The sequence below is a fragment of the Pseudomonadota bacterium genome (assembly GCA_022361155.1).
Classification (GTDB): Bacteria; Myxococcota_A; Polyangia; order Polyangiales; family JAKSBK01; genus JAKSBK01.
Genome location: JAKSBK010000428.1, coordinates 1 through 2,560 on the forward strand (window position 1 = coordinate 1; position 2,560 = coordinate 2,560).

3 protein-coding genes and 1 pseudogene are annotated in these 2,560 nt (G+C 62.8%); 1 reads left to right on the plus strand and 3 read right to left on the minus strand.

Annotated elements, in window-relative coordinates; translation table 11 throughout:
* Positions 1-280: 280 nt before the first annotated feature.
* Positions 281-643: a hypothetical protein gene (locus MJD61_16480; GenBank protein ID MCG8556859.1), complete on the minus strand. Its 363-nt coding sequence runs from the start codon at positions 641-643 to the stop codon at positions 281-283.
* 919 nt (positions 644-1,562) lie between these two features.
* On the opposite strand from MJD61_16480, the gene MJD61_16485 reads away from it, so the two are divergent.
* Positions 1,563-1,808, plus strand: coding sequence for a hypothetical protein (locus tag MJD61_16485; protein MCG8556860.1), 246 nt, complete (start codon positions 1,563-1,565; stop codon positions 1,806-1,808).
* Positions 1,809-1,930: 122 nt separating this feature from the next.
* On the opposite strand, the pseudogene MJD61_16490 reads toward MJD61_16485, so the two are convergent.
* Both MJD61_16490 and MJD61_16495 read right to left on the minus strand, forming a co-directional pair.
* Positions 1,931-2,123, minus strand: a pseudogene (locus MJD61_16490) (hypothetical protein).
* 34 nt (positions 2,124-2,157) lie between these two features.
* Positions 2,158-2,560, minus strand: a 403-nt coding sequence (locus MJD61_16495; GenBank protein ID MCG8556861.1) for a hypothetical protein, incomplete at its 5' end; no start/stop codon positions are given.

Genomic DNA, 2,560 nt, shown 5'->3' on the forward strand with positions numbered 1-2,560 from the left:
ATGACATCAGGATCGCCGCGTGCAAACGTATCCCGTGCCGCTGCGCGCTAACGGCCAGGCAATACCGGTAGAGCTCGGTCAGCTCGGTGTCTGGACGAAACAGGTGGGTGCGGCGCAGCGTGCGGCGCGTGACCATCACGGTCATTCCAGGGACGATGTAGCGTGGTTGCGTCATGCTTCGCACGACGCACCAAGCATGCCGGACACCACCGCAGCTCATTTCGCATACTTACGCTACCGGTGGTGGCGAAAGTGCCGGCGCACGCCGGCGGACGCCAACTCAGGTGGGGTCGGCGTGCGCGAGGACTCCGGCAATGGCTGCAGGGCCACGGTCCATGCGCCACAGCTCCTCGTGCAGGAGACGAAGCCCGAACGCCACCGTTCCGAAGGGTCCCATTCCGCAGAAGGCAACAGCGTTGCTGGCCATGCGGTCGTCGAGGACCCCCAGGCGCGGAGTGACGCCGAACGTGCGAGAGAGGCGCTCTGCCTCGTGATTGAAAGCGCGATCCAGCGAAGGACTTCCGGTGGTGCTAAAGATGCTGATCGGAGGGGTACCACCCGTTAGGGTGCACTGAGCTGCACTGGCGTTCGTCACAGCCGACGCTGCTGCAAGGGCGCATAGGAACATCGTTGCTGTTCTCACTGCCCTACCTTCCTGGCTCTGCCAACTTGAAGGGCCACAGAGCGACGCCAAGAGGGACGGACGGGTAGTCACTCATATTCAACTGGTGAGAACCCTGCAGGGGATGCGGGGTCCCGGTGCGGACTGGTTTCGCGCAGGCAGCGCTGTCCGTCTCGCGTCCACGATAACAGCACTATGCCCCTCCCGCCGTGTGTCACGCACGCCCGCGGTGGCGGCAGAAACGCTAGGAATCTACTGCACATGCGCTGCACTCCGCACCCCCGCTCTCCGCTTACCTCTGTGATTGCGTGGCCCTGGCCACACCGGGTTCAGGATTGAACATCCCTGGGTCGGTTCGGTGCTCGAGATTGTGCCTCCAGCAAGCTTTCACGATCGGGTAACTTGGCTGCGTCGAGCGGTACGCGAGGCAGGGATCGCCTGCGGCCGCGGGCGAGGAGCTGCCTCGGAACCCGTGAGGGCACGGAGTCGGGGTATGCTCCGGGTCGGGGTAGCGCACGTCATGCGCTGCCGAGTAGAGACTCCGCAGCCTTGGCCAGAGAGGTCTTGTATGTCGAAGTTCGTTTTGGTCCTCTTGGCTGTTGTGGTGAGTACTGCATTGTCGACGCAGGTCCACGCACAGCCTGTCCCTGCGCAGCCTGTCCCTGCGCAGCCCGTTCATGCGCGGCCACAAGCCGCTGCGCCGAACCCCGTCGTCGAGCTCAAGCACAAGTTGATGTACATAAGTGGTTTTGGTGGCTGGAACGGAGTGACCCTGCATCAGAACGGCAGGGAGCTCGAGTTGGGGTTCTTCGGCGGGAATGTAGGTACTCTTTTTCGGGAAGCGCCGGAGGCTTTGCAGCAGGCTGAGAGCTCGGCCGCTTGGAGGAAAGCTGGGTGGGCGACGCTCACTATCGGATTCGTGGCTGAGGTGTCTGGCATAGTGATTTCATCTTCAGCGCAGTCCGGTACGATTCAAGGCGTTGCGTATGGATCGGTGTTTGGGGGCATGGCCGCGGTGCTAGCGGGAGCTTTCATGATAGGCCATGCCAATACAAAGCTTCTGCGGGCGATCAATCTATACAATGCGCACTTCATGAACCGGCACCTTCCTCAGGAGGAGAAGGTGGACTTCAAGCTCTTTCTTTCTCATCGGGGCGCTGGTGCTGCAGTTACGCGTACCTTCTGACGCAGCGGAGTTCTCGCTGCGTACGTGTCAGTGCCCGTTCGAATTCCTCGCGTGTGAGCTCTCTGGAGTAGGCACCGGGCGGGCCTTCATACTGCATCCAGCGCGCACTGACGGGCTCCGGACTACGTGCCCGCGCCGGCTCCTCCGTCGCTTTTTGCGATCCGTCGGAGCGCCTCGTTTACCGCCTCGCTCGTTTTGAAGCGCTTCGCGACATCTGGATCAATCAAGCACCACGACGTTGGAGCCTTGGGCGAAGCGCTTGGCGTACTTCCCTCGTGCACCCCGGGTGAAGTCGTACTCGTCGCGCATATCCATGTTGTGGTCTGATGGCGGTTTCACTCGCAGACATTCAGCTCTCGCGAATCGTGCGAGGGTGGCGTGCTGCGGTCCGGAGGAGCGCAAGCCCCGGACCGTCAGGTGTGACGCGGTCTTGTTCCCAGTTGCGAAGGGTGTGGACACTGATGCCAAGCGCCTCGGCGAACTGCTCTTGCGTGAGGCAGATGAACTTCCGCAGCGCGGTCACATCGCCGGGGCGTAAGTTTCCGGCCGTGATCCGCTGGCGCTGCGCACGTGTCAACGCCCGGCTCCAAGCCGCAAGCCGCAAGCCGCAAGCCGCAAGCCGCAGCAAGCCGCAGCAAGCCGCACTGACCGGCGTTGACCACGCGAGGATTGGGTTCCGGTGACGCCGACGAGGTTCTGCGAGCGTGCCATGAGCCTTCGCGCCTGACAACAGGGCGGGGGAGACGCTCGAG